Origin of the sequence: Pseudomonas sediminis (assembly GCF_002741105.1) — a bacterium.
In the GTDB taxonomy this organism is placed as follows: domain Bacteria; phylum Pseudomonadota; class Gammaproteobacteria; order Pseudomonadales; family Pseudomonadaceae; genus Aquipseudomonas; species Aquipseudomonas sediminis.
In genome coordinates this window covers 90,455-116,204 of the sequence record NZ_NIQU01000010.1, presented here as the reverse complement: position 1 = coordinate 116,204, position 25,750 = coordinate 90,455, and the positions used below count along the sequence as shown (strand labels likewise).

Below are 25,750 nucleotides of genomic sequence, written 5' to 3'. Positions count from 1 at the left end.
TGAGGGTGGCGGCTTTCAAATGGTGAGCAGAATTTTCTGGGTATGTGGTCTTAGAGCGATCCCATCTTCTACATCAGTGGTGTCGACTGCATACAGTTGGTTGTTCATCGTCGCGAGACACCAGGTGTAGCCATCAGGCAGAGCCAGATGCTCAGGTTCCAGCAAGACGTCTGTGGACAGTAAATTGGCCAGATGGATGGCCAGTTGTACGTCGTCAAGGCTCAGCTCATCCGACGCCCAGGAGAGTCCCAGGCTTTGCTGGAATTCGGCCTCGTGGTCAGCGTACTGAAGAAAGACAGCTGCGCGCGCCTTGGGATATTCGAGCGACTCGATCCCATCGGGGATTTCTCGGTTGAGCCGCGTGACGATCTCGCGCTCGGGGACTGTTCTTTTGATGAAAAGATTGATCGAACGGCTCATTGCGCAGTGTGGGCGTCTTGAGGGGAGTGAGGCTGTTCGCCGTTGGCTGTCTCCAGGCAGGCGAGCGTGTCGACATCAGCGCTTGCCAGTCCGCCTGAGTTGGTCCCTGGCACTGGGGGTGGTGCCGTCGATTCTCCAGGAGATCAGCGCCATGTCCCTATCAGGGGGCTCAGCGTTGACTGTGCGGGAACCTGATGTTTTCAATGTGCTCGTCCCACCAGTCCTTATCCGATGTGTACAGAGTGGTCTGGTTGTCCAGCTTGTCGAGTAGCAGCAACTCGTTGTTCATGTACAGCGCCGAGGCTTTGGCCATGGGCACCAATTGGTTGATGGTCGCTATCAGAGCGCTCATGCTCTGCTCGTAGTTGCCCAGGTCGGGAGACAGAATGAGCTGGCAGGTGGGGCTGAACTGCAATTCCTCCCTGCTGAACTCATCGGGCGCTGGGTTTTTCACCAGGCATGCCGTCAGGCCGCTGTTGCCTATCTCGCCCTGAACGACATGTTCCCTATCTTCACGTGTCCTGAAATCAATTGATGTCATGACGGACGTATACGGTAGGGGGGCTAGATAGAACTGGTAGTCGATCGACATGTCATTGGCCTGTGAATAGCAAGGAGATGGACTGATCTTGGACCACGATCAGGTTTTTTAGGTTTGGTACAGGCTCGGCTTTTAACGCGTCGGCAAGTTCTTTTGCGCTCCTTTCGCTGCCGTTCAGGTTGATGACGATGGTGTCTGCCTGTTGCTTTACATTCACTTTTTCGTCAATCGTCTTGCGTATGTTTCGAGCAGAGGTTTTCGCCCCTGGAGAGAAAACGTCGGCAACCTCGTTGTTGAGGTTTTTGCCATCTATTTCTCCTCTTAGGATGAGCAGGTCGGGATTTCTCGTTGTACCTGGGACCTTGGGGTTCTGTTCTACATCCAGCCCGTTCTTTACCAGTATGTCTGCTGCGTCGTTTTCCAGCAGCAAGGATCGCCTAGTTGCCTCATCTGCCTTCTTGGGAATCTGAGTCCTGGAGCCGGACAGTGTGCCCGGCTCTTTGATCGGTCGTTGAGCACTACTTGGCTCAACTGCTTTCGGGCGTTCCACCTCAACCGTCCGCGCCCCAGTCCCGCTCCCTCTCGTTCTGCCACCGCGCCTGATCCTTGAGCGTTTAAAGGCCGCGCTCAGGCGCTTCAGGGCGTTGCCCAGACGTGCAAGCTTGTCCAGATAGCTTACCGAAGCCGCACCGCGCGCGGCCAGACCGACGCCGCCGGTGAAGACGATCAGCAGGGCTGCCAGTACGATTTCGAACAGTGCGCCGCCGCTGAACTCGGCGACCTCCTCGACGTTCTGCGCCTTGGCGTAGTCGATGGCGAAGCGGCCGAGCATGGCTTTGCTGGGGCCGTCTTCGTAGATGAAACAGGCCAGTTCGTAGGCTTCGGCCAGCTGTTCGCGGGTGATGCTGCTGGGGTCGAAGCCTAGGGCTTCGACTAGTTCACGATGCTGTTCAGCGCTGAACTGGCGATTGTATGCGGCCAGCCAGGTTTCTCCCTCGCTGGCGCGTGCCTGCCAGGCGCTGCGTAGGGCATTGGAGAAGGCGGTGAAAGGATTGACCAGGTCGGAGAATTCCTTGGCGGTCTTGAGCAGGCCCCAGGCGCCGAGGAAGAAACCTTTACCCACCGCGAGTCGGCGATGCACGTAGTTGGAGAGGGCGCTGCGCTGATCCTGAATGGCCTGCAACCGGGCAGCTTCTGCGCGTTCGGCGGCGAGAATTTCGTCCAGTACGGCCTGTAGCTCGGCGCGGGCATTGCTGATGTCGGTATCGACATCAGCGTCGGCGAGCAACTGTGCCTGGTACTCACCGCTGGGAATGGTCTGGATCAGACCACCACGAGAGTCCAGGCTACCGCGTACAGCATTGCCGCTGGCAGGAGAGAGGCTGTAGGGCAGGTTGGCGCCAAGGCATTCGCCGTTGTCCCAGACGAAACGCAGCCCGACCAGGCAACTGGAGGTCTGCGTACTGCCGCCTTCCAATGGTCTGGGAGTCTGGCGGTGGAAATCGCCGTTATAGGGCTCCGGAGTTGGCGCCGGACGATCATTACGGTTGTTGGGGACGTAGCCGCTCATCCTGTGGCATCCATGCTGCGGCCGGCGGCTGCCGGCAGGTGTCTTCTTCAGCGTCCGATGCTAACCAATGACCTATGAGCAAAGTCTTGCGCAGTGGCGTGCTTCGCCTCTGTTTTGTGAACGATGCACGCAAATAATAGTGCTTGAAGCTCAGCCGCGCTGCAGTTCGAGCAGCGCCTTTTGGCTCAGGTCCAGCCACTCCTTGTGCAGGGTGCGGTAGTGCCGCGCAGAGCGGCGGGCGTGGGTCTGGATCTGCTGCAGCAGTTCGATGGCCTCGCGCTGACGTCCTAGTCGCTGCAGCAGCAGGGCGTAGCGGTAATTAGCCTCGGGGCTGGCGCAGTAGCTGCCGAGGGCGCGGTATTCCTCTTCGGCCTTGAGGTCGTTGCCCTGGCCTTCCAGCGCGCGGGCATACAGCAAGTGGCCGTCGCTGGAACGGAAGTCGGGGTTGTGGGCGATCAACTGGTCGAGGCTTGCCTGGCAACCGGCGAAGTCGCCCTGGGCGAAACGGGCCCTGGCCAGGCCGAGGAGGATGTCCGGGGCGTCGCTGTGGATACCGCGCAGGGCTGTCTGGTAGTGCGTGGCCGCTTCTTCGGCGTGGCCCATGCGCAGTAGCTCATCGGCCAGGTTGACGCGGGTATCGCGGGTGTCGCGAATATCCAGCTCATCGCGCAGGGCGCGCAGGTGACGCTCTGGGTCGATGCTGTCGTGCAGGCGGTTGAGTGTCTGCCGGCCGCGTCGACTACCGAGCAGATCCGGCAGCATGATGCCGAGGAAGTAGATCAGGCAACCGAGGCCGGGCAGGGCGATGATCAGGTACAGCCAGTAGCGTTCTTGGCCACTGCGCACCACGTGGAGGCCACAGGTGACTTGGCAGGCGATGACTAACAGAGCGAGCAGAGGCATAGGGCGATCCAGTCCTTTGGAGTGCGAGGGGAGGCTTATCAGAGCACGGATCGGCCCCGTTGTCAGGTGACGCATGCACGGCTGTGGCTTGTGTCACGTGATAGGCTGCGCGGCTGATTCCATGTTCATAAGGATGCGTGCATGCCGTCGTCGCTGGAGATTTTCGCCAACCTCTTTTATCTGGTTTCGGTCGTGCTGGCGGCGCGCAATTCGGTGCACACCTGGGCCGTTGGCCTGGTCGGCTGTGTGCTGTTCGGCTGGCTGTTCTTCAGCGTGCAGCTGTATGCCGATGTCACCTTGCAGGCCTTCTTCATCGCCACCAGCCTGCTGGGTTGGTGGAGCTGGCGGCGCGGTCGCCAGGGCGAGGCGCTGCCGATCAGCCGTGCCAGCGCGATCGGACTGGGCCTTGCGCTGCTGCTCGCGGTGGCCGTGGCGGGCGCATACGGCGCCTTGCTGCACCATTTCACCGACGCCTACGCGCCCTTCATCGATTCGCTGGTGCTGACCTTCAGCGTGTTGGCGCAATTGCTGCTGATGCGCCGCAAGCTGGAAACCTGGTACGGCTGGCTGCTGGTGAACACGCTGGCAGTGCCGCTGTTCGCCTCGCGCGAGTTGTATCTGACAGCGTTCATCTACCTGCTGTTCTGGTGCAATGCCTGGTACGGCCTGTATCGCTGGCGCCGTGAGCTGAACGCGCAGGCTGCCTGACATGAGCAAGCGATTCGCCTGCGGGCTGGTGGTCGGCAAGTTCGCGCCGTTGCACCTGGGGCATGAATGTTTGATCCGCCAGGCGCGAGAGCAATGCGAACAGCTGGTATTGCTCAGTTGGGCCTACCCGGAGCTTGCCGGTTGCGAGCCGGAGCGACGGGCGAACTGGCTGCAGGTGTGCTTTCCCGAACTGCGCAGCTGGGTGGCTACGCCCGAGTGGGTTGCCCAGCAACGCGCACGCGGCCTGGCGTTACCAGAGCTTCCCCACGAATCCGAGCCCGATGCCGCGCAGCGCCAGTTCGTGGCCGATTTCTGCCTGGCAGTGTTGGGCCATCCGGTCGACGCGGTCTTTACCAGCGAGGCTTACGGCGATGGTTTTGCCGCGCATTTGAGCCGGTGTTTCGGCCGGCCGGTGGAGCACGTCGAGATCGACCGCGCGCGCATTCAGGTACCGGTGTCCGGTACGCGTCTGCGCGCCGATATCCATGGCTTGCGCCACTACCTGGCGCCGCAGGTGTATGGCGATTTCGTCGCACGCATCGCCTTGCTCGGCGGTGAGTCCACCGGCAAGAGTAGCCTCGCCCTGGCATTGGCCGAGGCCTTGGGTACGCGCCATGCCGCCGAATATGGCCGCGAACTCTGGGAAGAGCAGGGCGGTGTGCTCGCCTATGACGACCTGCTGCGCATCGGCCGTATCCAGGTCGCCCGTGAGCAGAGCCTGGCTGGGCAGTGTCAGCGCTACCTGGTTTGCGACACCACGCCGCTGACCACGCTGTTCTATTGCCGCGAGCTGTTCGAGCGGGCCGAGGCCGAGCTGGAGCAGTTGGCCGAGCGGCACTATCACCACCTGTTTCTGTGCGCCGATGACTTCCCCTTCGTGCAGGACGGCACCCGTCAGGACCAGACCTTTCGCCGCCGGCAGAACCAGTGGTACGAGCAGGAGCTGACGCGGCGCGGCTGGCCATTCACAGGGCTGACCGGCTCTCTGCAACAGCGCATCGAGCAGGTGCTGCATAGCCTGAGCGGAACCTAGTCGGAGGCAGTTGGTGCGCACGGCGCACCCCAGGTTCGAACGAGCGAAGCACTTGCCGGGATAGCCGCAGGTGGCGTTGCGTAGGGTGCGCTGCGCGCAGCGGCTTGTGGAGCACGCCTGGAGTTCAGCCAGCCATAACTGCAATCAGCGGCGCGCAACGTCTGGTCGGCCTTGCGACACGCTACGAGACTTGTCGGCCATCCATGGCTGGGCGAGGATGCGCGTTTTCGACCGAACCGGAATCGTCATGCGTCGTCTGCCTTCGCTCACCGCCCTGCGCACCTTCGAAGCGGCCGCACGGCATGCCCACTTCGGCCGCGCGGCCGCTGAGCTGTGCGTTACCGACAGCGCCGTCAGTCACCAGATTCGCCAGCTCGAAGAGCAACTCGGCAGCACGCTGTTCGAGCGCGACGGCCGTCAGGTACGCCCGACACCACAGGCCAGGCGCCTGCTGCACAGCCTGCAGCAGGCCTTCGAGCTGATTGGCGAGGCCTGCGACGAGCTGCGCGATCCCGGTTCGCAGGCGCAACTGCGCGTCGCGGTTACCGCAGAGTTGGCGCAGAAGTGGCTGGTCGGGCGCCTGGCCGACTTCGCCGAGCGCCACCCGCAGATCACCCTGCATCTGCACGAACAGCCGCTGGAGGCGACGCTGCCGGGCAGCGAGATCGATATCGCCATCACCTATGGCACCGGCCCGGACGATGCCAGCGCCTTCTTCGTACGGCCGCTGCCGACCCTGCAATTCTTCCCGGTGTGCAGCCCAGGCCTGTTCAACCAGTCGCCGCTCAAGCACCCGCGCGACCTGGCGCGTCATTGCCTGCTGCATGACGATCAGGACGGCAAGACCTGGACCGCCTGGCTGACCACTCATGCTGGCGATATCCAGCCGACTCGGCATCTGTATCTGGGCCATGCCGGCCTGACCATGGAGGCCGCTGCACGCGGCCAGGGCGTGGCCATCGGCGACAACCTGACCAGTGCCGAGGACCTGGCCAGTGGTCGCCTGGTGCGCCCCTTCGCAGCTCAGGTGCCGTCGCTAGGGCAGTACGCGCTGGTGTGCGAGCGCCTGCGTCTGGATAAGCCGGCAGTCGCTCATTTCATCGAATGGCTCACTGATCAACTGGTCGATCTGTGAATTGAATTCAAGGGTTCCGCGATTATCGTCATTGGTCGAGGCGCCATCGACGGGCGTACTGTCGGGCTACTTCCAGCCACTGACGAGGAGCCGCGAGATGGCCCGTACCCTGACTTCCCTGCCCAAGGTCGACGGCTTTCGTCTGCCCGGCGAATTCGAAACCAAGAGCCGCTGCTGGCTCGGCTGGCCGGAGCGCCCGGACGTCTGGCGCAACGGTGGTAAGCCGGCGCAGAAGGTCTGGGTCGAGATCGTTGCGGCCATCGCCAGCAGCGAGCCGGTCACCGTCTGCGCCTCGGCGGCGCAGTATGGCAACGCTCGGCGCCTGCTGCCGGCGCATGTGCGGGTGGTGGAAATGACCTGCAACGACACCTGGTTCCGCGACAGCGGCCCGGCGTTTCTGGTGCATGACGAGACGGCCGAAGTGCGCGGCGTGGACTTCGAATTCAACGCCTATGGCGGGCTCGATGGCGGGCTTTACTACCCATGGGACAAGGACGATCAGATCGCGCAGAAGATTCTCGAGATCGAAGGCTTCGATCGTTATCGCGCGCCTTTCATTGCCGAAATGGGCGGTATCCAGAGTGACGGTCAGCGCACTCTGCTGACCACCGAGCAGTGCCTGCTCAACCGCAATCGCAATGCCCACCTGGGCAAGGACGAGATGACCCGCAGGCTGTCGGATTACCTCGGTGCCGAGCAGGTGATCTGGCTGCCGCGCGGCTGCAAGTTCGACGAAACCGACGGTCATATCGATGACCTGGCTTGCTTCGTCCGCCCCGGCGTGGTGGTGATGCAGTGGACCGATGATCGCACCGACCCGCAATGGGAAATCTACCAGGAGGCTTACGACATCCTGCGCAGCGTGCGCGATGCCCGTGGCCGTGCGCTGGAGGTGCACAAGCTGCCGCAACCGCGCGTGCTGGAGTGGACGGCTGAAGAGGCCGAAGGCCTAGATCAGGACGATGCCACCCATACCCGACAGGCCGGCACGCAGATCTGCGCTTCGTACATCAATTACTACGCCGGCAACTCGGCCATCGTCCTGCCGCTGTTCGGCGACGCCAACGACCGTGTGGCCCAGGCCACCCTGGCCGAGTTGTTCCCGCAGCATCGCATCCTCGGTATCGAGAACTCGCGGGAAATCTTGCTGGGTGGCGGTAACGTCGCCTGCATCACCATGCCGCAATACGCCGCGCCCCAGCGCGCCTAGGAGGCCCGGATGAAACTGCCCGCCAGTCTGCTGGCCGTGGCCCTTGCCGCCTGCGCACACGCGCAGGCCGGTGCGGCGCCGAAGCAGGTCAACCTGTATATCTGGAGCGAATACTTGGCTCCGGACACCCTGGCTTCATTCGAAGAGAAGACCGGTATCCGGGTGGTGGTCGATCACTTCGATTCGCTGGAAACCGTGGAAACCAAACTGCTCACCGGCGGCAGTGGTTACGACCTGGTGCTGACTGCTGGCCAGCACCTGAGCCGGGCCATCGCCAGCGGTGCATTGCGCGAGCTGGACAAGACGCAGCTGCCGCATTTTTCCGGGCTGGATGACGAGTTCACTCAGCACATGGCCAAGTTCGACCCGGGCAATCGCTACGCCGGACTCTACGTCTGGGGCACCACCGGTTTCGGCTACCAGGAGCAGGCCATCGCTCAGCGCATGGCCGATGCCCCGACCGATAGCTGGGCGATGCTGATGGACCCGCAGGTGGTGGCGCGTTTTGCCGATTGCGGGGTGAGTTTGCTCAATGATCCCAACGAGGTGTTCGCCGCTGCGTTCCGCTACCTGGGGCTGGATATCAACCGGCAGAATCTCGATGACCTGAAACAGGCCGAGGCCCATCTGGCCAAGGTGCGACCGTTCATTCGCTACTTCGACAATGACCGCAACATCAGCGACCTGGCCAACGGCAACACCTGCCTGGCCATGGCCTGGAATGGCAACGTTGCCATCGCCGCGGCACAGGCCGAGCAGGCCAACAAGGATTTCCAGCTGAGCTACCGCATCCCGCGTGAAGGGGCTCTGTTGTGGTTCGATGCCATGGTCATCCCGCGTGATGCGCCGCACCCGGGAGCCGGGCTGGCGTTGATGGACCATCTGATGACGCCAGAGGTGATCGGCGCCATCAGCAACAGCATCTACTACGCCAATGCGGTGCCAGCGGCCGACGCCTTCGTCGATCCTGCGATTCTCGCCGACCCCGGCACCTATCCGCCGGCCGAGCTGCGCGCCACGCTGTACACCAAGAATGACAACAGTCGTGAGTTCAACCGGGCCCTGACCCGTGCGTTCAGCCGGCTGAAGTCGGGTCGGTAGCTATCAGCGATAGCGAGCAAGGATGGCCTCGAACTCGCCATCCTGCCTCATCTGCACCAGGGCACGCAGCAGCGCCTGGGTCGGTACATCCGGCTCGTCGCGGACAATGCAGGCGATCAGGTCAGCGCTGATTTCACCGAGCGCATGCAAGCGTTGGTCGGGTGGCAGGTCGCGATTGAACCAGTCCAACGCCAGCTGATTGCTGACGGCATAGCGGTAGCGACCGGCCTCGAGTTTCTCCAGGGCCAGTTCCTGGGTGCGGGCGTCTTCGCGGTGTATTGCGCCACTGGCCAGCAGCGGCTCCAGATTTGGATAGCTGAAGCCCAGTACCGTACCCACGCGCTCATCTCGCAACTGTTCCAGTTTGAAGTGGGGGTCGGCGTTGCGCGCGACGATCAGGTCGCGCTGCACCATGAAGGGCAGGCTCCAGATGTACTGGTGATGGGATTCGACGAGCCAGTCAGGATTGACGTAGCAGCGCACGTCGATTCCGCCGCTGACCAGCAAACGTTGAACGCGCAGGCGTGGTAGCACCAGCATCTCTGCGCGGCGTCCGACCTTCTGTGCCAGGCGCATTTGCAGATCGTAGAGAATCCCGCCCGCGGCCTGGCCATCGACGATCTTTATCATCGGCATGGCCCAGCTCTCGGTCACCGAGAAGCGCAGTGGGCGCTGCTCCTCGGCCGAGGCTGCGAGGCACAGCGGAAACAGCAGAGCGGATAGCGAAAGGCGCATGCGGTTACCGGTTCAAGACGTTAAGCGAGGTCGCGCCGAGCTTGGCCGTAACGGACTGGACGATGGCCGCTCAGGCCGGCGCCGACTCGAAGCTGTCGGCGCGCGCCATGCGCCACATGCGCTCATAGAACTCGCCTTCGATCTGGCCGCTGAGCAACTCGCCCGGCGCGAGGAACACATGCTGCTGCGAGAACAGTTTTATCTCGGTGGCGGACATACGTTGCACCAGGTGCTTGGCATCGATCTGCGCCGGATGGTCGAGGCCGGCGGCGGCGAGCATCTCGGCCAGTGCCTTGAGCGTGTTGCGGTGGAAGTTGAAGACGCGCTGGGCTTTGTCCTCGACCACCAGAGCACGCTGGCGCAGCGGGTCCTGGGTCGCCACGCCGGTTGGGCACTTGTTGGTGTGGCAGCTTTGGCTCTGGATGCAGCCGATGGCGAACATGAAACCGCGCGCCGAGTTGGCCCAGTCGGCACCGATGGCCAGCACGCGGGCGATATCGAAGGCACTGACGATCTTGCCACTGGCGCCGAGCTTGATCTTGTCGCGCAGGTTGCTGCCGACCAGGGTGTTGTGCACGAACAGCAGCCCTTCGCGCAGCGGCACGCCCAGGTGATCGGTGAACTCCAGCGGCGCCGCGCCGGTGCCGCCTTCCTTGCCATCGACGACGATGAAGTCGGGCAGGATGCCCGTCTCCAGCATCGCCTTGACGATACCCATGAACTCCCAGGGATGACCCAGGCAGAACTTGAAACCGACCGGCTTGCCGCCCGACAGCTCACGCAATTGCGCGATGAACTGCAGCAGCTCGACCGGAGTGGAAAAGGCGCTATGGCGCGACGGCGAAACGCAATCCTCACCCATGGAAATGCCGCGGGTGTTGGCGATCTCTTCGGTGATCTTGTGTTTGGGCAGGATGCCGCCGTGGCCCGGCTTGGCGCCCTGGCTGAGCTTGATCTCGATCATCTTCACCTGCGGGCTGGCGGCCTGTGCGGCGAAACGCTCGGGGTCGAAGCGCCCGTCCGAGGCGCGGCAGCCGAAGTAGCCGCTGCCCAGTTCCCAGACCAGATCGCCACCGTGCTCACGGTGATAGGGGCTGATGCTGCCCTCGCCGGTGTCGTGGTAGAACTCGCCGAGTTTCGCCCCTTCGTTGAGGGCGCGAATGGCATTGGCGCTGAGCGAGCCGAAGCTCATCGCCGAGATGTTGAACAGGGACGCCGAGTACGGCTGGCTGCATTGCGGCCCGCCGATCTCCACGCGAAAACTGCACGGATCGGTAAGCGGCGCCGGACGCATGGAGTGGCTGATGAATTCGAAACCGTTCTGGTACACATCGCTCAAGGTGCCGAAGGGTTTGTCGGCACCTTCGTTCTTGGCACGTGAATACACCAGCGAGCGTTGGGCGCGGGAGAAGGGCAGTTGCTCGGCGTCACCTTCGAGCAGGTATTGGCGAATCTCCGGGCGGATACCTTCGACCAGGTAGCGGATGTTGCCCAGGATCGGGTAGTTGCGCCGCACTGCATGGCGCGTCTGCAGCAGGTCACCGATACCGATCAGGCTGAGCACGCCGGTGAGCAGGGTAAGCGGCCACAGCCATTGATGACCAAGGAAAGGCAGGCTGGCCAGGGTGAACAGCACGCAGAAGGCGAAAAAAGCGTAGCGGCTGAGCAGGGAAAGGTTCATGCAAGCTCCAGGTGCGCGGATCAAGATAAGACTTTAGACCAAACGGCTATATTGGGTCATGTTCTGTCCACCTAGACACTCTCAAGGGCTAAGGACGAACCCCATCGCCCTGTGGCACACTCAGTGGCCCGGAGCCAACCGTCGCAAGAGCTTGGCCCAAGTCTCCCGATTTTCGGCCTGCGCCATTGTCGCCGGCCTACTGCCTGAGGCCGCCAGCGGCCGAGAAGAGGAATGAGCGTGCATAACGTCGTCATCAGTGGTACCGGCCTCTATACCCCGGCCAACAGCATTTCCAACGACGAGCTGGTGGCATCCTTCAATGCTTATGTGCAGCAGTTCAACGCCGACAACGCCGAGGCCATTGCCCGCGGTGAGGTGGAGGCGCTGAGCGAGTCCAGCAGCGGCTTCATCGAGAAGGCGTCGGGCATCAAGAGCCGCTTCGTCATCGACAAGGCCGGCATTCTCGACCCGCAGCGCATGGTGCCGAGCATTCCCGAGCGTTCCAACGAAGACTGGGGCATCCTCTGCGAAATGGCCGTGGGCGCTGCCAAGCAGGCGCTGGAGCGCGCCGGCAAGACCGTCGCCGATATCGATGGGGTGATCGTCGCCTGCTCGAACTTGCAGCGCGCCTACCCGGCGGTGGCCATCGAAGTGCAGGCCGCGCTGGGCATCAACGGTTGGGGCTACGACATGAACGTGGCTTGCTCCTCGGCCACCTTCGGCATCCAGGCTGCGACCACCGCGATCCAGACCGGCCAGGCCCGCGCCATCCTCATGGTCAACCCGGAAATCTGCACCGGTCACCTCAACTTCCGCGACCGCGACAGCCACTTCATCTTCGGTGACGCCGCCACGGCGGTAATCATCGAGCGTGCCGATCTGGCCACCTCCCAGCACCAGTTCGATGTAGTCAGCACCAAGCTGCTGACCCAGTTCTCCAACAACATCCGCAACAACTTCGGCTTCCTCAACCGCGCCGCGGAAGAGGGCGTGGGCGCCCGCGACAAGCTGTTCGTGCAGGAAGGCCGCAAGGTGTTCAAGGACGTCTGCCCGATGGTCGCCGAGCTGATCGCCGCACACCTGGCGGAAAACCAGCTCAACGTCAGCGACGTCAAGCGCTTCTGGCTGCACCAGGCCAACCTCAACATGAACCTGCTGATCGCCCGCAAGCTGCTCGGTCGCGACGCCGAGCCGCACGAGGCGCCGGTGATTCTCGACACCTACGCCAACACCAGTTCGGCCGGCTCGGTGATCGCCCTGCACAAGAATCAGGACGACCTGCCGGCGGGCAGCCTGGGTGTTCTAAGCTCCTTTGGCGCCGGTTATTCGATCGGCAGTGTAATTTTGCGCAAGCGTTGAACTCTCTGTAGGAATGCCTGAAGCGCGTAGAACCTGTTTCACGATCTAGCGAGCTAGAGCCAGGCAAGGCGAAAGCAGCCGAAAAAGCGCAGTTTACGAGCCGTAAATGAGCATTTTGAGGTTGGTTTCAACGCAGCATGGCCGACGCGCAGCAGATCGTGAACAGGTTCGTACAGGGTTTGCTCGTGTGCGCCAGGCCCTACCATGGGAGTTCTATGTCCGATACCGATCTGTTGGATCGTCTGCTCACCGGTGAGCAGAAGGCCTATCGCGAGCTGGTCGCTCGCTACCAGGGGGCGATGCGAGCGGTGGCCTACGCCATCGTCGGCAGTCGTCACGCCGACGAAGTGGTGCAGGATGCCTGGCTCGCCGTAGTGCGCAGCCTGGCAGGCTTTCAGGGGCGCTCCAGCCTCAAGACCTGGCTGCTGACCATCACCGCCAATACCGCCAAGACCCGTCTCAAGCACAACCGCCGTGAGGTGCTGCTCGATGACTTGGCTGCGCCGCATGGCATGGTCGGCGACGAGCGCTTCGCCGATGACGGCCACTGGCTGCTGGCCCCCCATGCCTGGCATCAGGACAGCCCCGAAGCCCTGCTCACCGAAGACGAGCTGCGCGATTGCCTGGAACACACCCTGGCCAGCCTGTCCGAGTTGCAGGCCAGCGTGCTGGTGCTGCGCGAGCGACAGGGGCTGGAGCTGGAGGCGATCTGTAATCTTCTCGACATCTCGCTCTCCAATGCCCGTGTGCTGCTGCACCGGGCACGCCTGAAAGTCTTTGCCACCCTGGAACATTTCGAGGAGACAGGCCAATGCTGACCTGCAAGGAATTGGTCGCTCATTCCAGCGATTATCTCGACGGCCAACTGACCCTACGCCAGCGCCTGGCTGTGCGCGCCCACCTGGCCATGTGCGGCAACTGCCGACGTTTCATTCGCCAGATGAAACTGACCCAGGCGGTGATCCGACAGATGCCGGAGGACGAATTGCCCGAACTCGACGCCCTGGCCGAGCGCCTGGCGCAGGACCGGCGCAATCAGGGGTGAGCCGTGTGCTTGCTGGACGGCTTGGTTGCGTCCTCAGGCGTAGGGTGGATCGGGGCGCGTAGCCGACGCTTTTTTCATCCGCCGTTTGCGGTGGTTGTTCGGGCTACTTGCTCGGTAACAAAAATGTTCAGCTGCGCACACAATTGCAGCCCCTCGAACCAAGTTAAAAACCCTTCAATCGGCTGATTGTTCATTTCAATTGTCAGAGTTCTATTTCGCCAGGTTAGTGGTAGCCCTTTGGGCGAGCGCAGATCCCATAAGCCGTTATGCGCGATTGCATTTCGGTAATGTCGAATAAATTGAATAGACGATGACTCTGAGATGTCGATTTTATTAAATTTAGCGTATGCGCGAATGGCGTGATTTGAATCGATGATCATTTGCTTAAAGGAATTGTCAACGACGCCCCTTGCAGCGCTATTGCTCAATGCGCCGTTGAATCCGATAGTGTAATTTGTACCGCGACGCTCATTCAGCTTATCTTCAGAGACAACGATTTCTCCATCTTCATAGATGTTTATGTTATATCTACTCAGCTCAGATTTTGCTGGTTCTTTGGTTAAAAGCGCATACGCTCCAAGACTAAACCAAAAACCATCACGAGCTGCTTTGAGTTGCGTGATCGTTTCCGTCGGGGTCAAAGTAAGTACTCCATGAAAGTCTAACGCGTTGATAAGTGGCAATGATTCGAAAATGGGATGGATTTATTTTTAGGCTAGTGGCCATGTGTTATAAATAAATCTGTCCTCACTTTTGCATTTTTCAGATTTTACCTGCGCTTGTGCTCTGTTCTGGATGCAATATCAGGGATTGAATCGGCTGGACTGACTATGGTTTGCACTTGAGCGCGACCCGTTAAGCGTTGTTGAGCAATCAAGGCAAAAGATTTTCCTGTGCGCTGTGCTTCCATTTGTATTTCGTAAATTTCTTCACCAGATATAGGATTATCTCTTGCGTCTATCATGGTGGAGAAGTGGTATGTTGCATTGTCCTCATCTTTTGATGGGGTTGTATGTTCCAGGATGTCGTCTAAATCAATACTTACAGCATCCTGCATGCCGGAGCCTATTGCGCCGAAGTCCTGCTTAAACCAGTCACCTTGCTCTATGCTTGTTTTTAATATGAAAATATCATGGTCCGTGAATGGGATATGAAAATCATTGAAATTAATAAATTGTTTTCCGTCTATTCTCATTTGAAAATGGTAGTGAGGGTAATTTATTGTCGTGCCAAGATGCCCCTCGAAATCGTTTTTTGAGCAATCAAATGTCCAGTCAATATTTTTCCACTTCACTGTATAGGATATGACTTTACGATCTGGCTTTTCGTCCTTTAGGTCGTTTATGTTTGACAGGAGGCGCTCTTGGTTTGCGCACCATCTAATAAAGGCAGCTATATTTCCATAGCTATATTTTGCATATATTTTTGGAAAGTCTTTCTTCTTAAATTTGCATTGGCGTAAAAGCCAGTGTAGGCATGGGTTGTCACTGCTAATGGTTTTAAATGGCTTGTTGCAAAGATAGCAAATGCCTTTTTGATACCCCTCTTTAAATGCTTTCGCCTGTTTCTGGTGTTCTTCATTATTGAGGCGATTTATTTCTGCGATTTCGGTGGGGGACATTTTTTCGAATATTTTCCTGTATTTCTCCGTGTCGTGTGGCACGTTGCCTCCTATTGAAATCTAACGTTTGGCTAAAGGGCGGGCTTTAGTCCTTCCCTATGAGCATAGCGAACGATTTGGGCCAATTGTTAGGCTTAACCAAGGAGCGTCAGACTGGCACCAGCCATTGATGATACCAACGGGTGCGCGATGAATTTCTTCAGTAATGATAATGCACTTTGCTTTTCTTCTTCCGAGGCGGAGCTGTTTTCTTTAAGTGCCTCAATGATCTCTTTTAAGTTTGTCTCAATGGAAACTGAGTTGTTGTTGCCGATTGTGATATTTGATGCTTGTGAAATATTACCGACTGATATGTTTTGATGATTATTTGTTATAGAGATTGAAAGTGGAGGCTTGGTAATTCCCTCCATGACGTCAACGCCGTTTGCTGAGATCATCCCAAACCCCTGAACCACAGGGGAACCAACGGTTTTCCAGGTTTTTAAGAGGCCGTGTTCATGTAGTTGGTCGCAGACTCTAAATATTGCTGACATTTCGATGCCAGGAAAGTCTTCCTCTTTAGGAAAATACTTGTCGTTGTGGCGGCCATCGTAAAATTTCTCTAGAACAACGCCTCTGATTTCTGAATCCTTCATCGGTTTCTCCTTAGAGCCTGACAGTGATTAGATAGATGGCGGTACTAATCCGATAGTAGAACCTTCCATCTAACTCCGCACCATCCCGCTTCGCTTCGCAATAAAAAGCCTTTCCAATCAAATGCTTACCACTGCCGCCCGGAAGTCTGCTGTATTCGCTTGACCTCCTATTTCTGCTCCAGCATCGCGCCTAGGACACCGCGCGTAGGGAGCATGGCGCATTTCTCATCCACCGCTTGGATGGCTGTTCGGGTTACTGGCTATCGAAAACCTCGCCGCTGAAGCGCCTCCCACGGTGCGGTGGGTTTTCCTGTGCCTGTGGGAGCGGCTTTCGGCTATGGCATCCTGCTTCGCTCTACCTCCTGCATCCATGCAGTCGTAGCCGCGACTGGTAGCGGGTAAGGCGCCCCCGAATTGCATCCGGGCTACGAAAACTTTTTTCGCTCGCTGTAACGCCCGCATCCCTGCCTCGTCAATTGCTGCGAGGGCGCCAACCTGGCGTCGTATTCGAAACCGATGGAGAGATGCCATGAAACAACTCAATACTCTGACTGCCACCCTGGGCGCTGCGCTGCTGACTTCCATGGCGTTCACCGCCCATGCTGCCAGCAACCCCTTCGCTGCGCAGGAGCTGGCCAGCGGCTACAGCCTGGCCGCTGCCGAGAAGGCGCAGGAAGGTTCCTGTGGCGAAGGCAAATGCGGTGGTGAGATGAAAGGCGATGCAGAGGGCAAGTGCGGCGAGGGTAAGTGTGGTGGCGAGAAAAAAGCCGATGCCGAGGGTAAATGCGGCGAAGGCAAGTGCGGCGGCGAGAAGAGCGAGTAAGGGCGCAGGGGAGGACGGATCATGCACCTCGCAAACCTCACCGGCGCCGGTCTCGGCCTGCGTCGCGGGCTGCTCGCCGAGCTGATCGGTGATGATGCCAGCGGCGCGGATTTTCTCGAAGTGGCGCCGGAGAACTGGATCGGTGTCGGTGGTCGGCTGGGCAAGCAGTTGCGCGCCATGAGCGAGCGCCGGCCGTTGCTGTGCCATGGTCTGTCCCTCAACCTTGGCGGCTTCGCGCCGCTGAACCTGGAGTTGCTGCACGCCATCAAGGGCTTTCTCGACGAGCACGGCGTGCTGGCATACAGCGAACATTTGTCAGCCTGCGCCGACGATGGCCAGCTGTATGACCTGATGCCGCTGCCGTTTTCCGAGGAGTCGGTGGCGCGCATTGCCGAACGCGTGCGCATCGTGCAGGACCTGCTGGAGCGGCCGCTGATCATCGAGAACGTCTCAGCCTACGCGCGCCTGCCCGGCGAGCTGGACGAGGCGGATTTCGTTCGCGCCGTGCTGGAGCGTGCCGACTGCCAGCTGCTGCTCGACGTCAACAACGTCTACGTCAACAGCCTGAACTTCGGCTTTGATGCCGAAGCCTATATCGCTGCGATGCCCAGTGAACGCATCGCCTATTTACACGTTGCCGGTCATTACGACCAGGCGGCAGACCTGAAGATCGACACCCACGGTGCGCCGGTGATCGACCCGGTGTGGGCACTGCTGAGCAGCGCTTACGCGCAGCATGGCGTGCGCCCGACGCTGCTGGAGCGCGACTTCAACTTCCCGCCGCTGGCTGAGCTGTATGCCGAGCTGGCGCATATCCGCAGCTTGCAGCAGGCCGCACAACCGCTAAGCAGGTACGGTACATGAGCGGCGTTCAGCAGCAGCGCGACTTCGCTGCACGTATTCGCCAGCCTGAGGTGCAGGCCTTGCTGCCGGGCATCACGGCCGAGCGCATGGCGGTCTACGAGGAGCTGTTTTTCAACAATGTCGCCAGCCTGGTGGGCGGCGCCTTCCCCGTGCTGCGCCGGGTTCTCGGGGCCGAGCGCTGGCAGCGGTTGCTGCGCGCGTTCTTCACCGAGCATCAGGCGAGCACGCCGTACTTTCTCGGGATCAGTCAGGAGTTCATTGCCTGGCTGCAGCAGGGTTATCGCGCCGAGCCTGGTGACCCTGCGTTCATGCTGGAGCTGGCGCATTACGAGTGGGTCGAGTTGGCGCTGGATGTCAGCGATGCGCAGTTGCCCGAGCGCGGTTGGTCGCCATTGGCCTGGCCGCTGGCCTATCGCTGGCCGGTGCAGAGGATCGGTGCCGATCATTGCCCCACGCAGCCGCCAGCAGAGCCGACCTGCCTGCTGGTCTGGCGTGATCGCCAGGATCAGGTGCGCTTTATGCAACTGGCGCCGTTCGCCTATCAACTGGCGCTGCGGCTGCAGGCCGGCGAGCCGCCTGTGCAGGCGCAGCTGGAGTTGGCCACGGCCCATGGCCTGGCCGCTGATCGCAATTATTTCGCTAACGCCCGCGCGCTGCTGGATGACTGGCAGGCGCGCAATATCTGGTTTCCGCATCCCGAGGACTGACCACATGATCACTTTGCTCAATCGCTTCCAGGACGCGCTGGAGGCTACCCGGCGCCTGGATTTTCTCGGCCCGCTGTTGCTGCGCCTGTATCTGGTGCCGGTGTTCTGGATGGCCGGCATGCAGAAACTGTCCGATATCGACGCCACCGCGGCCTGGTTCGGTAACCCGGACTGGGGCCTGGGCCTGCCGTTTCCCGAACTGCTGGCCTGGGCGGCGGCGCTGACTGAGGCCGGTGGCGCCATCCTGCTGTTGTTCGGTTTTGCCGTGCGCTGGATCAGCATTCCGCTGATCATCACCATGCTGGTGGCGATCTTCGCCGTGCACTGGCCCTATGGCTGGCAGGCGATTGCCGACCCCTCCGCACCCTTTGCCAACGAGCGCGTGCTGGCGGCGGCGGAGAAGATCGAACGGGCGCGGGCGATTCTGCGTGAGCACGGCAATTACGACTGGCTGACCGGCAGCGGCAAGTTCGTGGTGTTGAACAATGGCATCGAGTTCGCCGCTACCTACCTGGTGATGCTGGTGGCGCTGTTCTTCAGCGGGGCAGGGCGCTGGTTGAGCATCGATTACTGGCTCGCGCGGCGCTTCAGAATTTCCCGCTAACCCAGCGGGTTATCCCGGCGCCGGCTCTCGCGAAACTCGCCCGGCGTCTGTCCAGTCCAGCTCTTGAAACTGCGGTGGAACGAGCGTGATTCGGTGAAACCGAGGTAGCAGGCGATGTCCTGGATCGCCAGGTCGCTACGCAGCAGGTAGTGCTCGGCCAGCTCCTGTCGCAGCTCGTCGAGAATCTGCTGGTAGCTGGTGCCGGCCTGCTGCAGGTGGCGCTGCAAGGTGCGCACGGTCATATCGAACTTTTCCGCCACCCGTTCCTTGCGCGGCAGGCCGTCCTTGAGCAGCAGGCGTAGGGCGTTCTTTACCCGGCGCGGCAGCGGCTCGTTGTCGTCCAGCCCGGCCATCAGGGTCAGGGCGTGTTCTTCCAACGTGCGCAGCAGGTTGGCGTCTGCCTGGCGCAGCGGCACGCCAAGGTAGTCCAGCGGCACCAGCAGGGCGTTGCAGGGCTGTTCGAACAGCACCGGGCAGCCGAACAATTGCTGGTATTCGGCCAGTTCGGTGCCTGCCGGTTGCGCATGCTCGAACCACACCTCACGCGGCGAATGTTCGGAGTCGGCGATCCAGCGGGCGTAAAGCAGCCACGAGGCGAGCACGTTCTCGACCATGTGACGGCGCACGTCCGGTGCCTGATGGCGGCAGCTCCAGATCAGCCGCACATGATCCTCGGCAGCCTCGATACGGCTGGTGCCCATGTCGCCCACCAGTTTCTCGTAAGGCACGATGCGGCCCATGGCTTCGCCCAGGGTGGCGCAGTTCATGGCGATGTAGCCAAGCACGCTCCACGAGCCGGGCTGGACGAAACGCGCCGAGTGCAGACCGAACAGGGGATCGCCGGATACCTCGATCAGATGCGCCAGCAGGCGCTCGTGTACCTCGCTGGGCATGCGCTTGCCATTGTCGGCCAGGTCCTGCGCGGCAATGCCGGCAGCGGCCAGGGCGCGGTCGATGTCCAGGCCGAGCTGTTCGGCCTGGCGCAGGTACTTGAGTAGGGCGGGAACCGAGGTATAGCCGAGGTTTTCCATGGATTCTTCTTGTTCTGCGATGCCTGTCTTGATTGGCGATAGCGCCTGTCCCGATTCGACAGTGACGGAAATCGGCGGCTGGCTAGTATAGGCAGCCATAAGTGCTGATCGGAATGGGGGATGCGATGCGACGCTGGAACGGATGGGGTGACGAAGCGACCGAAGTGGAACTGCCGGCTCATGGCGAGGCCTTTCTCGCCGAACTGGTCGGGCCTGGCCAGCGTCTGGCCGACGCCAGCCTGCAGGATGTGCTGGCGCGCGTGCCGGCGTCGCGCCTGGCGCCGCATCCACTGATCAGCGTTGATGCAGAAGTGCGCGTGCGCCATGCCCGTGGCCAGAGCCTGCCGGACTGGCTGGCGATGCGCTCCGGTGACTTCGGCCTGTTTCCCGATGGCGTCGCCTGCCCGGAAAGCGCCGAGCAGATCCGCGAGCTGCTGGCCTGGGCGCAACAGCATGACGTCACCCTGATCCCCTATGGCGGCGGCACCTCGGTGGCCGGCCACATCAACCCGCAAGCCGGCCAGCGCCCGGTGCTGACCCTGTCGCTGGAGCGCATGACGCGCCTGCTGGATATCGACGAGGACAGCCTGATCGCCACCTTCGGCCCCGGCGCCAATGGGCCGCAGGTAGAAAGCCAGCTGCGTGCGCGTGGCTATACGCTGGGCCACTTTCCGCAGTCCTGGGAGCTGTCGACGCTCGGTGGTTGGGTCGCCAGTCGCTCCAGCGGCCAGCAGTCGCTGCGTTACGGGCGCATCGAGCAACTGTTCGCCGGCGGCAAGCTGGAAACCTTTGCCGGTACCCTGGAGATTCCAACCTTCCCGGCCTCTGCGGCCGGGCCAGACCTGCGCGAGCTGGTGATGGGCTCGGAAGGGCGCTTCGGGGTGATCTCCGAAGTGCGCGTGCGCATCAGTCGCCTGGCCGAGCAGGAGCGTTTCTACGCGGTGTTCCTGCCCAACTGGCAGCAGGCGCTGAGCGCCATCCGCAGCCTGGCCCAGGCGCGCGTGCCGCTGTCCATGCTGCGCCTGTCCAACGCCATCGAAACCCGTACCCAACTGGCACTGGCCGGTCACCCGCAGCAGATCGCGCTGCTGGAGAAATACATGGCCCTGCGCGGCGCCCGCGACGGCAAGTGCATGCTGACCTTCGGCGTCACCGGCAGTCGGGTGCAGAACGCCGCCTCGCTGAAACAGGCGCGGCGCTTGCTGAAAGGTTTTGGTGGGGTATTTACCGGCACCCTGTTGGGCAAGAAGTGGGAGCAGAACCGCTTTCGCTTCCCTTACCTGCGTCATGGTCTGTGGGAGCGCGGTTACCTGGTGGACACTTTGGAAACCGCCACTGACTGGTCCAACGTCGACAACCTGCTGAATAAGGTCGAGGCCAGTCTACGTGACGAGCTGACCGACGAGGGCGAGCGGGTGCACGTCTTCACCCATCTGTCGCACGTCTACGGCGAAGGTTCGAGCATCTACACCACCTACGTGTTCCGGCCCGGCGTCGACTATGCCGAGGCCATGGCGCGCTGGCAGCGCTTGAAAGCGGCTGCCAGCCACACCATCGCCGAGAATCGCGGCACCATCAGCCACCAGCACGGTGTCGGTCGCGACCACGCACCATATCTGGCAGCAGAGAAGGGCGAGCTGGGCATGGCCACGCTGCGCAGCCTTGCCACGCATTTCGACCCCGACCAGCGCCTGGCGCCTGGCGTGTTGCTGCAGGACTGAGTATGGAGCCCTGGAACGCCACCTGGCGCACGCGCGCGCTGCCTGAGTTGGCCGCGCGCGACTGGGATCTGTTGGTGATCGGCGGCGGCATCTGCGGCACCGGTATCCTGCGTGAGGCGGCGCGGCGTGGCTGGCGCTGCCTGCTGCTGGAGCAGCGCGATTTCGCCTGGGGTACCTCCAGCCGCTCGTCGAAGATGGTGCACGGTGGCCTGCGTTATGTCGCCAAGGGCCAACTGGGGCTGACTCGCGACTCGGTGCGCGAGCGCCAGCGCCTGCTCGGCGAGGCGCCGGGGCTGGTGGAACCGTTGAGTTTCGTCATGCCGCACTACCGCGGCGGCTTTCCCGGGCCGAAGGTATTCGGCGGCCTGCTTAGCCTCTACGACGCCCTGGCTGGCAAGCGCAATCACCTGTTCTATCCGCTGCAGCAACTGCGTTACCTGGCGCCGGGCATTCGCGAGGACGGCCTGCTCGGTGGCACGCGCTTCTTCGATGCGGTGACCGACGATGCCCGCCTGGTGCAGCGCGTGCTGGGCGAGGCGCGTGCCGAAGGCGGCGAGGCGCTCAATGGTATGCGCGTGGTCGAGTTGTTGCGCGAGGCAGGGCAGGTAGTCGGTGTGCTCGCCGAGGATGTGGAAACGGGCACTCAGTACCGCCTGCGCAGTCGCGCCGTGGCCCAGGCCACCGGTGCCTGGGCCGATCGCTTGCGCCAGCCTGGCAATGGTCACATTCGTCCGCTGCGCGGTAGCCATCTGCTGCTGCCGAACTGGCGCCTGCCGGTGGCGCATGCCTTCAGCTTCATGCATGTCGCCGATGGTAGGCCGGTGTTCGTCTTCCCCTGGGAAGGCGCAACGGTGATCGGCACCACCGATCTGGATCATGCGGGTGATCTGGATGCCGAGGCAGCGATCAGCGTCGAGGAGGTCGACTACTTAGTGGCTGCCTGTGCCCAGCAATTCCCGACTGCGCAGGTGAGCCGCGCCGACGTGCTGTCGACCTGGGCGGGCGTGCGTCCGGTTGTGAGCGATGGTGGCAGCGTACTGAAACCCTCCGACGAGAAGCGCGAGCATGCGCTGTGGATCGAGCCGGGTAGCGTGACGCTGGCCGGCGGCAAGCTGACCACCTTCCGCCTGCTGGCGCTGGAAGTGCTGCGTGCCTGCGCAGGTTTCGTTGGCAAGCCAGTGGATGATCAGGGCGGCGCGGTCTTCGCTGCGAATACGCCGACACCGATGCCGACCTTGAGCCCGGCGCAGCAACGCCGTCTGGCTGGGCGCCATGGTCGTCAGCTGAATGAGGTACTGCGCTTGGTCGACGAAGTCGGCGCTGATTGCGTCGCCGGTAGCGACACCTTGTGGGCCGAACTGGCCTGGGCTGCCGAAGGCGAGCTGGTGCTGCATCTGGACGATCTGCTTCTGCGCCGCACGCGCCTGGGTCTGCTGCTGTTGGAGGGCGGCCGCGCCGAGCTGCCGCGTATCCGCGCACTGTGCCAGCAGCGCCTGGGCTGGAGCGATGCGCGCTGGTTGCAGGAAGAGGGCGATTACCTGGCGCTGTGGCAACGCTGCTACAGCCTGCCGTAACCCGGATCGCACTTCCCGTAGGGTGCGCCGCGCGCATCAGCAATCCCTCGATACTCAGGTCTGCCAGTTGTAGCCCGGATGTAATCCGGGGATGAGTGAAGATGCCGCTCCCGGATTTCATCCGGGCTACGCATGGGCATAGGTATAACAAGAAGGATCACACCTTGAGCGAACCAAGCTACCTGCTGAGCATCGACAACGGCACCCAGAGCGTGCGAGCGCTGCTGTTCGATACTCAGGGCAACCTGCTGGCCAAGGGCAAGGTCGAGCTCGACCCCTATTTCTCCAGCCAGCCAGGCTGGGCCGAGCAGGACCCCGAGTACTACTGGGCCAGTCTCGGCGAGGCCTGCCGACTGCTGTGGCAGCAGGTGACTATCGACCGCAGCCAGATCAAGGGCGTCGCCGTCACCACTCAGCGCGGCAGCATCATTCATGTCGATGAGCAGGGCACGCCCCTGCGCCCGGCGATTCTCTGGCTCGATCAGCGTCGTGCCGAAGTGGCCGGGCGGATAAAGGGCCTGTGGGGCTGGCTGTTCAAGCTGGTGCGCGCCGAAGAGGCGGTCGATCACTTTCGTGGCCAGTCCGAGGTCAACTGGGTCGCCCAGTACCAGCCGGAGATAGCAGCGCGCACGCACAAGGTGCTGTTGCTCTCGGGCTTTCTCACCCATCGCCTGTGTGGCCGCTTCGTCGATTCCACCAGCAGTTGCGTGGCTTACCTGCCGTTCGACTACAAGCGCCTGCAATGGGCCGCGCCCGGCGACTGGAAGTGGCAGGCGTTGAAGGTACGCCGTGAGCAACTGCCTGAGCTGTTCAAGCCGGGCGAGCGACTGGGTCAGATCAGTGCCGAGGCCAGCCGTCACACCGGTATTCCCGAGGGCCTGCCGCTGATTGCCGCTGGGGCTGACAAGGCCTGCGAGGTCCTGGGTTCCGGTGCATTGGAGTCCAGCACGGCGTGCCTCTCGTACGGCACCACCGCGACCATCAACACCACTCGCAGCCTTTACCTGGAAACCGTTCGCCTGATTCCGCCCTATCCGGCGGCGCTGCCGGATCACTTCAACACCGAGGTGATGATCTATCGCGGCTTCTGGATGGTCAGCTGGTTCAAACGCGAGTTCGGCCTACGCGAGATGCAGCGTGCCGAGGCGCTGGGCGTGTCGCCCGAGGCGCTATTCGACGAACTGGTCAACGCCGTACCGCCGGGTTCCATGGGCCTAATGTTGCAGCCGTACTGGACGCCCGGCATCCGTGAGCCGGGGCTGGAGGCCAAGGGTTCGATCATCGGTTTTGGTGATGTACACACCCGCGCGCATATCTACCGTGCCATTCTCGAAGGCCTGGCCTATGCGCTGCGTCAGGGCAAGGAACGTATCGAAAAACGTTCAGGCACCCGTATCGAGCGCCTGCGCGTTTCCGGTGGCGGTTCGCAGAGCGATGCGGCGATGCAACTGACGGCTGATATCTTCGGTCTGCCGGCAGAGCGACCGCACCTCTACGAAACCAGCGGGCTGGGGGCTGCTATCAACTGCGCGGTGGGGTTGGGCTTGCACCCGGATTACCCGAGCGCCATCGCTGCCATGACTCGGGTTGGCCAGGTGTTTCAGCCTAACCCGGCTGCGCAGCACACCTACGAGCAGCTCTACGGGCAGGTCTATCAGCGCATGTACCGACAGCTCAAGCCGCTGTACCAGCGCATTCGCAAGATCACCGGCTATCCGGCGTAGGCTGAAGTTGATGAACATTGTGGGAGGGGCTTTAGCCGCGACCGAGCAATACCCAGGTCGCGGCTAAAGCGGAGCGCCGCCCGGCCCCTCCTACAGAAACCAGTCGCCCTCCGTAGTGGAGGGCGATAGTGTGTGCATCAGGCGACATCCACCAGCACGATCTCGCTGTCTTCCTGGGCCTCGATGCGGATCAGCGCTTCATCGGCGATGGCCACGCCATCACGTGCCTTGACGTTCACGCCGTTGACGCTGAAGGCTCCCGTTGCGCCCACCAGGTAGGCCTTGCGACCCGGCTGCAGGGCGTACTCGGCGCTCTGTCCGGCCTTGACCGTAGCGGCCACCAGGCGCGCGTCGGTGCGGATACGCAATGCATCGACATCCTCCTCGTAACCGCTGGCCAGGGTGACGAACGATCCTGAGCGGTCGCCTTTGGGGAAAGGCTTGGCGCCCCAGGAGGGCGGCAGGCCAGCCTGGTTCGGCTGAATCCAGATCTGGAAGATCTTGGTGGTTTCATCCTCCAGGTTGTACTCGCTGTGAGCGATACCGGTACCGGCACTCATTACCTGCACGTCGCCTGCTTCGGTACGTCCCTTGTTGCCCAGATTGTCCTCATGGCTGATGGCACCTTCGCGAACGTAGGTGATGATCTCCATGTCGCGATGTGGGTGCGGCGGGAAGCCTGAATGTGGAGCGATCTCGTCGTCGTTCCACACGCGCAGGCGGCCCCAGTTCATCCGCTCGGCGTCGTAGTATTCGGCGAAGGAAAAGTGGTGACGGGCGTTGAGCCAGCCGTGATGAGCACCACCGAGTTGTTCGAACGGACGTACATCGATCATGGTCAATCCTCCAGTCGTGCGCGAGGTGAGTCCCGCGCAACGTCGATGGCGCTATGATCTATTCCGTGTAATCGATTTAAAAGCGCAATATTTACGGCTTTAATATCTATTAATTTGATTAATTTTCGCGAAGGCCAGGCACTAGGCTTTCGCTGATTCCTTCAAGGAG

Annotated in this window: 26 protein-coding genes; 15 read left to right on the top strand and 11 right to left on the bottom strand. The window is 61.5% G+C overall.

Annotation, left to right across the window (positions count from 1 at the left end; all coding sequences use genetic code 11):
* Window positions 1–15: 15 nt before the first annotated feature.
* The 4 genes from CDO35_RS20670 to CDO35_RS20655 form a co-directional block, all read right to left on the bottom strand.
* The gene (locus CDO35_RS20670; RefSeq protein ID WP_099526481.1) at window positions 16–420 is read right to left on the bottom strand and encodes a hypothetical protein; all 405 of its coding nucleotides are present in this window, start codon (window positions 418–420) and stop codon (window positions 16–18) included.
* Between the two features lie 169 nt (window positions 421–589).
* A complete protein-coding gene (locus tag CDO35_RS20665; RefSeq protein ID WP_099526480.1) occupies window positions 590–1,012 on the bottom strand; it encodes a SitI3 family protein in 423 nt (140 codons plus the stop codon).
* 1 nt (window position 1,013) lies between these two features.
* Complete coding sequence (locus CDO35_RS20660) at window positions 1,014–2,531, bottom strand: hypothetical protein (protein ID WP_158233730.1); 1,518 nt, start codon at window positions 2,529–2,531, stop codon at window positions 1,014–1,016.
* Between the two features lie 150 nt (window positions 2,532–2,681).
* Window positions 2,682–3,434, bottom strand: a complete 753-nt coding sequence (locus CDO35_RS20655) for a tetratricopeptide repeat protein (RefSeq protein WP_099526479.1) — start codon at window positions 3,432–3,434, stop codon at window positions 2,682–2,684.
* 141 nt (window positions 3,435–3,575) lie between these two features.
* On the opposite strand from CDO35_RS20655, the gene pnuC reads away from it, so the two are divergent.
* From pnuC to CDO35_RS20630, 5 genes are all read left to right on the top strand, one after another.
* Window positions 3,576–4,142: a nicotinamide riboside transporter PnuC gene (gene pnuC / locus CDO35_RS20650; protein WP_099526478.1), complete on the top strand. Its 567-nt coding sequence runs from the start codon at window positions 3,576–3,578 to the stop codon at window positions 4,140–4,142.
* Window position 4,143: 1 nt separating this feature from the next.
* Complete coding sequence (locus CDO35_RS20645; protein WP_099526477.1) at window positions 4,144–5,175, top strand: AAA family ATPase; 1,032 nt, start codon at window positions 4,144–4,146, stop codon at window positions 5,173–5,175.
* Between the two features lie 247 nt (window positions 5,176–5,422).
* Entirely contained in the window at window positions 5,423–6,310 is an 888-nt protein-coding gene (locus CDO35_RS20640) for a LysR substrate-binding domain-containing protein (RefSeq protein WP_099526476.1), read from the top strand.
* Window positions 6,311–6,407: 97 nt separating this feature from the next.
* A complete protein-coding gene (gene aguA / locus CDO35_RS20635; RefSeq protein ID WP_099526475.1) occupies window positions 6,408–7,520 on the top strand; it encodes an agmatine deiminase in 1,113 nt (370 codons plus the stop codon).
* 9 nt (window positions 7,521–7,529) lie between these two features.
* On the top strand, window positions 7,530–8,621 hold the full coding sequence (locus CDO35_RS20630) for an extracellular solute-binding protein (RefSeq protein WP_099526474.1): 1,092 nt from the start codon (window positions 7,530–7,532) through the stop codon (window positions 8,619–8,621).
* 3 nt (window positions 8,622–8,624) lie between these two features.
* Here the strand turns inward: CDO35_RS20630 and CDO35_RS20625 are convergent, their stop codons facing one another.
* Together CDO35_RS20625 and CDO35_RS20620 are read right to left on the bottom strand one after the other, a co-directional pair.
* Window positions 8,625–9,356: a substrate-binding periplasmic protein gene (locus CDO35_RS20625; protein ID WP_099526473.1), complete on the bottom strand. Its 732-nt coding sequence runs from the start codon at window positions 9,354–9,356 to the stop codon at window positions 8,625–8,627.
* Window positions 9,357–9,426: 70 nt separating this feature from the next.
* Complete coding sequence (locus CDO35_RS20620) at window positions 9,427–11,037, bottom strand: FMN-binding glutamate synthase family protein (protein WP_099526472.1); 1,611 nt, start codon at window positions 11,035–11,037, stop codon at window positions 9,427–9,429.
* 237 nt (window positions 11,038–11,274) lie between these two features.
* Here CDO35_RS20620 and CDO35_RS20615 point away from each other — a divergent pair, with 237 nt between their 5' ends.
* The 3 genes from CDO35_RS20615 (at window position 11,275) to CDO35_RS20605 (ending at window position 13,441) form a co-directional block, all read left to right on the top strand.
* Window positions 11,275–12,396: a beta-ketoacyl-ACP synthase III gene (locus tag CDO35_RS20615; RefSeq protein WP_099526522.1), complete on the top strand. Its 1,122-nt coding sequence runs from the start codon at window positions 11,275–11,277 to the stop codon at window positions 12,394–12,396.
* Between the two features lie 215 nt (window positions 12,397–12,611).
* A complete protein-coding gene (locus CDO35_RS20610) occupies window positions 12,612–13,214 on the top strand; it encodes an RNA polymerase sigma factor (RefSeq protein ID WP_099526471.1) in 603 nt (200 codons plus the stop codon).
* Complete coding sequence (locus tag CDO35_RS20605; RefSeq protein ID WP_099526470.1) at window positions 13,208–13,441, top strand: anti-sigma factor family protein; 234 nt, start codon at window positions 13,208–13,210, stop codon at window positions 13,439–13,441. The genes CDO35_RS20610 and CDO35_RS20605 overlap by 7 nt, the downstream gene beginning before the upstream one ends.
* Window positions 13,442–13,515: 74 nt before the next feature.
* Here the strand turns inward: CDO35_RS20605 and CDO35_RS22820 are convergent, their stop codons facing one another.
* From CDO35_RS22820 to CDO35_RS20595, 3 genes are all read right to left on the bottom strand, one after another.
* The gene (locus tag CDO35_RS22820) at window positions 13,516–14,082 is read right to left on the bottom strand and encodes a hypothetical protein (protein WP_143507352.1); all 567 of its coding nucleotides are present in this window, start codon (window positions 14,080–14,082) and stop codon (window positions 13,516–13,518) included.
* Window positions 14,083–14,210: 128 nt separating this feature from the next.
* Window positions 14,211–15,104, bottom strand: a complete 894-nt coding sequence (locus CDO35_RS20600) for a hypothetical protein (protein WP_099526469.1) — start codon at window positions 15,102–15,104, stop codon at window positions 14,211–14,213.
* Between the two features lie 92 nt (window positions 15,105–15,196).
* Window positions 15,197–15,697, bottom strand: coding sequence for a hypothetical protein (locus CDO35_RS20595; protein ID WP_099526468.1), 501 nt, complete (start codon window positions 15,695–15,697; stop codon window positions 15,197–15,199).
* Between the two features lie 529 nt (window positions 15,698–16,226).
* Between CDO35_RS20595 and CDO35_RS20590 the strand changes: the two genes are divergently transcribed.
* The 4 genes from CDO35_RS20590 to CDO35_RS20575 are packed head-to-tail and all read left to right on the top strand — an operon-like array spanning window position 16,227 to window position 18,695.
* A complete protein-coding gene (locus tag CDO35_RS20590; RefSeq protein WP_013714751.1) occupies window positions 16,227–16,520 on the top strand; it encodes an HvfA family oxazolone/thioamide-modified RiPP metallophore in 294 nt (97 codons plus the stop codon).
* 21 nt (window positions 16,521–16,541) lie between these two features.
* The gene (locus CDO35_RS20585; RefSeq protein WP_099526467.1) at window positions 16,542–17,384 is read left to right on the top strand and encodes an HvfB family MNIO-type RiPP peptide maturase; all 843 of its coding nucleotides are present in this window, start codon (window positions 16,542–16,544) and stop codon (window positions 17,382–17,384) included.
* Window positions 17,381–18,091 (top strand): HvfC family RiPP maturation protein, encoded by a 711-nt coding sequence (locus CDO35_RS20580; RefSeq protein WP_099526466.1) that lies wholly within the window; start codon window positions 17,381–17,383, stop codon window positions 18,089–18,091. Before CDO35_RS20585 ends, CDO35_RS20580 begins: the two co-directional genes overlap by 4 nt.
* Before the next feature lie 4 nt (window positions 18,092–18,095).
* Window positions 18,096–18,695, top strand: a complete 600-nt coding sequence (locus CDO35_RS20575) for an HvfX family Cu-binding RiPP maturation protein (protein WP_099526465.1) — start codon at window positions 18,096–18,098, stop codon at window positions 18,693–18,695.
* On the opposite strand, the gene gliR is transcribed toward CDO35_RS20575, so the two are convergent.
* Window positions 18,692–19,726, bottom strand: a complete 1,035-nt coding sequence (gene gliR, locus CDO35_RS20570; protein WP_099526464.1) for an AraC family transcriptional regulator GliR — start codon at window positions 19,724–19,726, stop codon at window positions 18,692–18,694. The two genes, CDO35_RS20575 and gliR, sit on opposite strands and share 4 nt — an antisense overlap.
* A 125-nt stretch (window positions 19,727–19,851) precedes the next feature.
* On the opposite strand from gliR, the gene CDO35_RS20565 reads away from it, so the two are divergent.
* From CDO35_RS20565 to CDO35_RS20555, 3 genes are all read left to right on the top strand, one after another.
* Window positions 19,852–21,447: an FAD-binding oxidoreductase gene (locus tag CDO35_RS20565; protein WP_099526463.1), complete on the top strand. Its 1,596-nt coding sequence runs from the start codon at window positions 19,852–19,854 to the stop codon at window positions 21,445–21,447.
* A 2-nt stretch (window positions 21,448–21,449) separates the two neighbouring features.
* Window positions 21,450–23,021 carry a glycerol-3-phosphate dehydrogenase/oxidase gene (locus CDO35_RS20560; RefSeq protein WP_099526462.1) on the top strand — a complete coding sequence of 524 codons (1,572 nt, stop codon included), beginning with the start codon at window positions 21,450–21,452 and terminating at the stop codon, window positions 23,019–23,021.
* A gap of 164 nt (window positions 23,022–23,185) precedes the next feature.
* On the top strand, window positions 23,186–24,745 hold the full coding sequence (locus CDO35_RS20555) for an FGGY-family carbohydrate kinase (protein WP_099526461.1): 1,560 nt from the start codon (window positions 23,186–23,188) through the stop codon (window positions 24,743–24,745).
* A 137-nt stretch (window positions 24,746–24,882) separates the two neighbouring features.
* Here the strand turns inward: CDO35_RS20555 and CDO35_RS20550 are convergent, their stop codons facing one another.
* Window positions 24,883–25,581 (bottom strand): pirin family protein, encoded by a 699-nt coding sequence (locus CDO35_RS20550; protein ID WP_099526460.1) that lies wholly within the window; start codon window positions 25,579–25,581, stop codon window positions 24,883–24,885.
* Window positions 25,582–25,750 lie beyond the last annotated feature (169 nt).

What these genes read in the sequence shown, in the direction of transcription:
- CDO35_RS20670 (WP_099526481.1), bottom strand. Translation starts at nt 420, where the DNA reads ATGAGCCGTTCGATCAATCTTTTCATCAAAAGAACAGTCCCCGAGCGC.
- CDO35_RS20665 (WP_099526480.1), bottom strand. Translation starts at nt 1,012, where the DNA reads ATGTCGATCGACTACCAGTTCTATCTAGCCCCCCTACCGTATACGTCC.
- CDO35_RS20660 (WP_158233730.1), bottom strand. Translation starts at nt 2,531, where the DNA reads ATGAGCGGCTACGTCCCCAACAACCGTAATGATCGTCCGGCGCCAACT.
- CDO35_RS20655 (WP_099526479.1), bottom strand. Translation starts at nt 3,434, where the DNA reads ATGCCTCTGCTCGCTCTGTTAGTCATCGCCTGCCAAGTCACCTGTGGC.
- pnuC (WP_099526478.1), top strand. Translation starts at nt 3,576, where the DNA reads ATGCCGTCGTCGCTGGAGATTTTCGCCAACCTCTTTTATCTGGTTTCG.
- CDO35_RS20645 (WP_099526477.1), top strand. Translation starts at nt 4,144, where the DNA reads ATGAGCAAGCGATTCGCCTGCGGGCTGGTGGTCGGCAAGTTCGCGCCG.
- CDO35_RS20640 (WP_099526476.1), top strand. Translation starts at nt 5,423, where the DNA reads ATGCGTCGTCTGCCTTCGCTCACCGCCCTGCGCACCTTCGAAGCGGCC.
- aguA (WP_099526475.1), top strand. Translation starts at nt 6,408, where the DNA reads ATGGCCCGTACCCTGACTTCCCTGCCCAAGGTCGACGGCTTTCGTCTG.
- CDO35_RS20630 (WP_099526474.1), top strand. Translation starts at nt 7,530, where the DNA reads ATGAAACTGCCCGCCAGTCTGCTGGCCGTGGCCCTTGCCGCCTGCGCA.
- CDO35_RS20625 (WP_099526473.1), bottom strand. Translation starts at nt 9,356, where the DNA reads ATGCGCCTTTCGCTATCCGCTCTGCTGTTTCCGCTGTGCCTCGCAGCC.
- CDO35_RS20620 (WP_099526472.1), bottom strand. Translation starts at nt 11,037, where the DNA reads ATGAACCTTTCCCTGCTCAGCCGCTACGCTTTTTTCGCCTTCTGCGTG.
- CDO35_RS20610 (WP_099526471.1), top strand. Translation starts at nt 12,612, where the DNA reads ATGTCCGATACCGATCTGTTGGATCGTCTGCTCACCGGTGAGCAGAAG.
- CDO35_RS20605 (WP_099526470.1), top strand. Translation starts at nt 13,208, where the DNA reads ATGCTGACCTGCAAGGAATTGGTCGCTCATTCCAGCGATTATCTCGAC.
- CDO35_RS20595 (WP_099526468.1), bottom strand. Translation starts at nt 15,697, where the DNA reads ATGAAGGATTCAGAAATCAGAGGCGTTGTTCTAGAGAAATTTTACGAT.
- CDO35_RS20590 (WP_013714751.1), top strand. Translation starts at nt 16,227, where the DNA reads ATGAAACAACTCAATACTCTGACTGCCACCCTGGGCGCTGCGCTGCTG.
- CDO35_RS20585 (WP_099526467.1), top strand. Translation starts at nt 16,542, where the DNA reads ATGCACCTCGCAAACCTCACCGGCGCCGGTCTCGGCCTGCGTCGCGGG.
- CDO35_RS20580 (WP_099526466.1), top strand. Translation starts at nt 17,381, where the DNA reads ATGAGCGGCGTTCAGCAGCAGCGCGACTTCGCTGCACGTATTCGCCAG.
- CDO35_RS20575 (WP_099526465.1), top strand. Translation starts at nt 18,096, where the DNA reads ATGATCACTTTGCTCAATCGCTTCCAGGACGCGCTGGAGGCTACCCGG.
- gliR (WP_099526464.1), bottom strand. Translation starts at nt 19,726, where the DNA reads ATGGAAAACCTCGGCTATACCTCGGTTCCCGCCCTACTCAAGTACCTG.
- CDO35_RS20565 (WP_099526463.1), top strand. Translation starts at nt 19,852, where the DNA reads ATGCGACGCTGGAACGGATGGGGTGACGAAGCGACCGAAGTGGAACTG.
- CDO35_RS20560 (WP_099526462.1), top strand. Translation starts at nt 21,450, where the DNA reads ATGGAGCCCTGGAACGCCACCTGGCGCACGCGCGCGCTGCCTGAGTTG.
- CDO35_RS20550 (WP_099526460.1), bottom strand. Translation starts at nt 25,581, where the DNA reads ATGATCGATGTACGTCCGTTCGAACAACTCGGTGGTGCTCATCACGGC.